Genomic DNA, 6,001 nt, shown 5'->3' with positions numbered 1-6,001 from the left:
GGTGTATTCCAGATCACGGACTGGCTGGTGCGGCCGTTGCGCCGGATCATCCCCGGCCTGGGTGGCATCGACTGGGCCACGCTGCTGGGCGCATGGCTGACCGCGATCGTGTTCCTGCTGCTGGTGATCATGCTGTCGGGCGCCGATCCGTCCACCCTGCTGCCGCTGCTGGTGTTCATCTCGCTGCTCAACGTGCTGAAATGGGGCATCAGCATGGTGATGTGGGTCACGTTGCTGATGGCCATCCTGTCGTGGGTGAACCCGCATTCGCCGGTCACCCCTGCCATCAACCACCTGACCGAACCGCTGCTGCGCCCGATCCGCCGCGTGGTGCCGCGCCTGGGCGGCTTCGATATCTCGCCGCTGGTGCTGTTCGTGATCGCGCAGATCCTGCTGATGATCATCGCCCGCCTGGGCGCGGGGCTGTTCGGCGCCCGATTCGGGCTCTGATTCGGGCTCTGATTCGGGCTCTGATTCGGGCTCTGAAGGACACATTGGCGGGGCGCGAGTGGCGCATGAGCAGCCCAGAACACTTGAATTGACGCTGAGGGGCTGCCAAAGGTGCCTGCCGGGGCGCCGGCGAGCCTTCGCCTGGCCCGTCGCCAGCGGCATGCAGGACTACCATTGTCCATGACGTTGGACAGTGTTTCGAGGATTAGGGCTTTTTCCTGGGAAGCCGGCAGCATACATTACGGGCAACGTGGCGCACGCCACTAAGCATCACGATAAGCCCAGGAAGAAAAGCTCCATGAAGACCCTCGCACAGCCCCGCACCCTCGCCGCAACCCTACTCTGCGCCATTGGCCTGTCGCTGGCCGCCGCTTCCGCGCACGCCAGCACGCCGGTCTCGGACCTGGCCCGCCTGGACGGCAGCATCGGCCGCCAGATCGACGCTTTCACCGACGGCGCACGCCAAGGCCCGCGCGACCCGTTCACCGATGGCGCGCTGACCGGCCAGCGCGATGCGTTCACCGACGGTGCCCGCAGCGTGAGCGATGCGCGCAGCAGCTTCAGCGACGGCGCCTGAGCACAGCACAACGGCATCCCCCGGGACGGAAGAGACAACAGCAGCAGGCCAAGGCCGGCCTGCCAGCCGGTCATGCAGCCGCGCCAGCCCTCACGGGCCGGGCGCGGCTGTTTCGTTTTGGGCGCGCCGCAGCAGCTCAGCCGTCCTCGCGCAGCTGGCCCTGCAGGTCGGAGGCCGCCATCATGGCCTCCACGGCTTCCATGAACACGCGTACCTTGCGCGGCTGCAGCCTGCGGTCCGGCAGCAGGGCAAAGACCCGGAGCGGCGGCGTCAGGAAGTCCGGCATGACCTTGACCAGCCGCCCCTGCGCGACCTCCGCCTCGCAATAAGCCTCTGACAACCGCGCGATGCCAAGTCCGGCCAGCGCCCCTTGCAGGCGCAATTCCGCGTTGGAAGTCTGCATGCGCGGGCGGATCGGCACGGACACGCGTTCCTCGCCACGCATGAACTCCCACATCCCGTCCCYGGGCGTGGTCAGCGTGGGCAGGTTGGACAGGTCCTCCGGTTGCAGTTGCTGCGGCAGGCTGGCGGCCAGCGCCGGCGCCGCGAACAAGCCACGTTCGACGTGATAGATGCGCCGCGCCACCGTGCCGGAGTCGGGCAGGTCGTTATCGACCGCGACGAAGGCGACATCGAAGCCGTCACGGATGGGATCGACCATGCCCTGGCAGATTTCCACCTTCACATCGAGGGCCGGGTGGGCGGCAAGCGTATGACAGATCACGCCGCCCAGGCGCTGCGCACCGAACTCGTACGGCGTGGCGATACGCAGCACGCCTTGCACGCGCTCCTCGCGCGCCAGCGTTTCCTGCCGGATCTCGCGCAGCCGCGCGAACAGCGGCGCCACATCGCGGTACACGGCGCTGCCGGCGTCGGTCAGACGCATGCGCCGGGTGGTACGCTGCAGCAGCTTGGCTCCGATGGCGGCTTCCAGCCGTGCCACCGCCGCCGAGACCCGGGACTTCGGGCAGTCGAGCTGCTCGGCCGCTGCCGTGAAAGTGCCTTGCTCGACCACGCAGCAGAAGGCTTCCCAATCGTTCCACTGGATTGTCTCGTTCACCAGGCCGGTCTTCCTTTTCCAAACTATGTTTCCAGACGCGCGCCATTATGCGGCACGCGCTGCGGCCGCGCAGGGCAACACTGGCGCGCGGCGCGCATTTCCTCTACCCTTTCGGCCTTTCCGTGCATATTCGGCGTTCGGCCGAACCGACCGATGGCCAGCCCTGCCGCTCCAGACAATCCAGCCAACCCTGCCGCCGGCGCCGGCGCGGACCCCGCAGCACCGGCCCAGGAAAAACCGAGCGATACCTATGTGCAGTCCTTCGCACGCGGCCTTTCGGTCATCCGCGCCTTCGATGCCCAGCATCCGGCCCAGACGCTGAGCGAGATCGCTCAGGCCAGCGGCCTGACGCGCGCCGGCGCGCGCCGGATCCTGCTGACGCTGGTGGGGCTGGGCTATGTGCGCGCCGACGGGCGCCTGTTCCGCCTGACGCCCAAGATCCTGGACCTCGGCTTCGCCTACCTGACCTCGATGCCGTTCTGGAACCTGGCCGAGCCGATCATGGAGGCGCTTTCGCAGGAGGTGCACGAGAGCTGTTCGATCTCGGTGCTCGATGGCACCGAGATCGTCTACGTGCTGCGCGTGCCGGCACGCAAGATCATGACCATCAACCTGTCCATCGGCAGCCGCCTGCCGGCCTATTGCTCGTCGATGGGCCGCGTGCTGCTGGCCGGCCTGCCGGACGCGGAGCTGGAGCGCGTGCTGGGCGCCTCCGACCTGCGCGCCCGCACCAGTCGCACGGTCACCGATCCCGCGGCACTCAAGACCATCGTCGCCGGCATCCGCGAGCGCGGCTGGGCGCTCAACGATCAGGAACTCGAGGAGGGCCTGGTGTCGCTGGCGGCGCCCATCCGCAACCGCGCGGGACAGATCATCGCCGCCATCAATATCAGCGGCCAGGCCAACCGCACCAGCGCCGACGAGATGGCCGCCAGTTTCCTGCCGCCGCTGCTGGCGGCGTCCGAGAAGATCTCGAACCTGATCAGCCTGCGAACCTGAGAGAGCGCGCTCAGCGCGCCTCGCCCGCGGGCAGCGCGACGCTGCCGAACTCGGCCGAGCGCGTGCCCGGCAACGGATGGTTGCTGGCGCCGAAATACGCGAAGGCCGCGGACAGCTTGACCGCCTCGGAACTGTTCCGGCCCGCGCTGTGGAACAGCCGGCTGTCGAAGAACAGCACGTCGCCGCGCGCCAGCGCCAGCGGCCGCACGCCGCGCAGCAAAGCCTGGCTGGCCGGGTGYGATTCGATCAGGAACTCCGCCGCGTCGAGCTGCCCCGGTTCCAGCGCCACCGTGTGCGAGCCGGGAATCACGCGCAGCACGCCGTTGCTCTCGTCCTCGCGCCCCAGCGCCAGCCACACCGTCACCAGTTCAGGACTGGCGAACGACCAGTAGCGCGTATCGCGGTGCCAGCCGGTCTGGCTGCCATAGTGCGGATGCTTGGTCATCACGCAGTTGTGGTGCGCCAGCGTCAGGCAGACCGGCTCGCCCAGCAGCGTCGACACGACCTGCGTCACCGCGGGGTCGCTTGCCCACTGGCGGAAGGCTTCGTCGCGCCCGTAAGCCTGGCGCAGGCGGCGCACGGTGCCGCCGCCCGCCGCATCGCGGCTGGCCGGCGCGCCCGGATAACCGAGTTCGGCTTCGTATTCCACCGGCGCTGCCGCCTGGGCCAGTTGCGCGCGCGTGACCTGCTCGAGGCGGTCGCAGACTTCGGGCGGCGCAAAGCCACGCAGCACGATAAAGCCATCGGCATGGAAGGCACGGTTCAGCGCTTCCAGTTCGGCGGGAGCGGGAACGATGGCGGAGGCCTGGGCTGCCGCCGAAGCAGCGGCGCCCGGGGATGCGGCGAGGGGGRAGTTCATTGCAGCGGATGTGGGTTGGCAGGGCTGACAGCTTCGATAATGCCAGAAGCCGCGCCATCCGGCGTGATCTGGCGCAAGCCGGCCCGCCAGTAGCCCTCGCTACGTGCGCAAACAGACTGTTCCCCGGTACACGCGCGCCGCTACAATGGCCGGGTCCTCGATCCGACCCGCAGGCCTCCAGTGACCGCTCGCCCCCGCATCGTCGCCTCGCTCTCCGAGGCGGAAGCCCAGCTTGGCCGCATCGTCCTGGGCAAGCCCCGGCAACTCCGCCTGGCGCTGGCCTGCATGCTGGCGCGCGGCCACCTGCTGCTCGAGGACCTGCCCGGCGTGGGCAAGACCACGCTGGCCCATGCGCTGGCGCGCACGCTCGGCCTGCAGTTCCAGCGCGTGCAGTTCACCAGCGACCTGCTCCCGGCGGACCTGATCGGCGTCTCCGTGTATATGCGCGACAGCGCCGAATTCCGCTTCCATCGCGGGCCGGTCTTCGCGCAGGTGGTACTCGCCGACGAAATCAACCGCGCCWCGSCCAAGACGCAGAGCGCCTTGCTCGAAGCCATGGCCGAAGGCCAGGTCACGCACGATGGCGTCACGCATGCGCTGCCCTCGCCGTTCTTCGTCATCGCCACGCAGAATCCGCTGGACCAGATCGGCACCCACGCGCTGCCCGAGTCGCAGCTCGACCGCTTCACCATGCGGCTGTCGCTGGGCTACCCCGATGCGGCCTTCGAGCGTGTGCTGTACCTCGGCGGCGCGGCGCCCGCGGCCGCCGCTCCCGTGATGGATTCGGACCAGGTGGCGGCGCTGCAGCAGGCCGCGGCGCAGGTCTATGCCGGCCCCGCCCTGGTGGACTATGCGCTGGCGCTGGTGCAGGCCACCCGCGCGCATCCTGGCTTTGCGGCCGGGCTGTCGCCGCGCGCCGGCCTTGCGCTGCTGGCCTGCGCGCGGGCCTGGGCCCTGCTCCACCAGCGCGACATGGTGTTGCCGGAAGACGTGCAGGCGGTGTTCGAGCCGGTGGCCGGCCACCGGCTGCTGCCCGCGAGCGGCGCCGGCGCGGGACAGGAGACCATCGCGCGGCTGCTGGCCGACGTTGCCATTCCCTGAGCCGCGATGTCGCGCAGCCGGCCGCTCTCGCCGCATAGCCCGCCGCGGCCGTCCCCGGCACGTGCGCCGGGCCGCAAGCCATGGCCCTCAGCCACGGCGCCGTGGCTGCGGCGCAGGCGCGCGCCCCGGCAAGGCGTGGTGACGCTCGACCGCCAGCATCTCTATATCCTGCCCAGCCGCGCGGGCCTCGGCTTTGCATTGCTGCTGCTGGCCATGCTGCTGACTTCGCTCAACTACAACATCAGCCTCGGCTTCGCCCTCACCTTCCTGCTGGGCGGCATCGGCATGGCTTGCATGTGGCAGGCCTACCGCAACCTGCTCGACATGACCGTGGCCGGCGCCAGCGCCGCGCCGGTCTTCGTCGGCGAGTCCGCTGCGTTCAGCCTGCGCGTGGCGGGCGTCGCCGGCGACGATGCGCCGGTGCGCATCGGCATCGAAGCCACGCTGCCGGCGCAGGCCGGAGCGCCGCCGGCCAGCCTGAGCCTGGCGCGCGGCACCGCGGGCACGCTCACGCTGCGGCTGCCCACCAGCCGGCGCGGCTGGCTTGCGCTGCCGCGCGTGACGCTGTCGAGCCGCTTTCCGTTCAACCTCTTCCGGGTATGGAGTTACGCCGACCTGCCGCTGGCCGCCCTGGTCTACCCGCTGCCCGAGGCCGGCGCACCGCCGCTGCCGTTCGCCACGCAGGCGGACGAGGATGGCGCGTCCACGCTGGTGTCGGACGACGGTACCGACCAGTTGCGGCGCTACCGTAGCGGCGACCCGCTACACCGCATCGCCTGGAAGCACAGCGCGCGCACCGGGCGCTGGCTGAGTCGCACCGGGCAGTCCGGCAGCCAGCCGTCCTGCTGGCTCGAATGGCATTCGATGCCGCCCGCCCTGGGCAACGAGGCACGGCTGTCGCGCCTGTGCGCATGGGTACTGGCCGCGGGCGATGCAGTGGAGATCGGCCTGCGGC

7 protein-coding genes are annotated in these 6,001 nt (G+C 69.9%); 5 read left to right on the top strand and 2 right to left on the bottom strand.

The features are described from left to right. A partial coding sequence (locus AC1DO7_RS38710; RefSeq protein WP_477117380.1) for a YggT family protein occupies positions 1-450 on the top strand: 450 nt, incomplete at its 5' end. 298 nt (positions 451-748) lie between these two features. After that, a complete protein-coding gene (locus AC1DO7_RS38705; protein WP_441621858.1) occupies positions 749-1,027 on the top strand; it encodes a hypothetical protein in 279 nt (92 codons plus the stop codon). A 136-nt stretch (positions 1,028-1,163) separates the two neighbouring features. Here the strand turns inward: AC1DO7_RS38705 and AC1DO7_RS38700 are convergent, their stop codons facing one another. Beyond that, positions 1,164-2,087 (bottom strand): LysR family transcriptional regulator, encoded by a 924-nt coding sequence (locus AC1DO7_RS38700; protein WP_477117379.1) that lies wholly within the window; start codon positions 2,085-2,087, stop codon positions 1,164-1,166. A 153-nt stretch (positions 2,088-2,240) separates the two neighbouring features. Between AC1DO7_RS38700 and AC1DO7_RS38695 the strand changes: the two genes are divergently transcribed. Next, positions 2,241-3,086 (top strand): IclR family transcriptional regulator, encoded by an 846-nt coding sequence (locus AC1DO7_RS38695; protein ID WP_441650232.1) that lies wholly within the window; start codon positions 2,241-2,243, stop codon positions 3,084-3,086. 10 nt (positions 3,087-3,096) lie between these two features. On the opposite strand, the gene AC1DO7_RS38690 is transcribed toward AC1DO7_RS38695, so the two are convergent. Then, positions 3,097-3,945, bottom strand: a complete 849-nt coding sequence (locus tag AC1DO7_RS38690) for a phytanoyl-CoA dioxygenase family protein (RefSeq protein WP_477117378.1) — start codon at positions 3,943-3,945, stop codon at positions 3,097-3,099. Positions 3,946-4,125: 180 nt separating this feature from the next. Between AC1DO7_RS38690 and AC1DO7_RS38685 the strand changes: the two genes are divergently transcribed. Both AC1DO7_RS38685 and AC1DO7_RS38680 read left to right on the top strand, forming a co-directional pair. Then, positions 4,126-5,046 (top strand): AAA family ATPase, encoded by a 921-nt coding sequence (locus AC1DO7_RS38685; RefSeq protein WP_477117377.1) that lies wholly within the window; start codon positions 4,126-4,128, stop codon positions 5,044-5,046. Between the two features lie 6 nt (positions 5,047-5,052). After that, positions 5,053-6,001, top strand: a 949-nt coding sequence (locus AC1DO7_RS38680) for a DUF58 domain-containing protein (RefSeq protein ID WP_477117376.1), incomplete at its 3' end; no start/stop codon positions are given.

Source organism: Cupriavidus sp. 05N40, from assembly GCF_056397305.1.
This window is presented reverse-complemented; position numbering and strand designations above follow the sequence as displayed.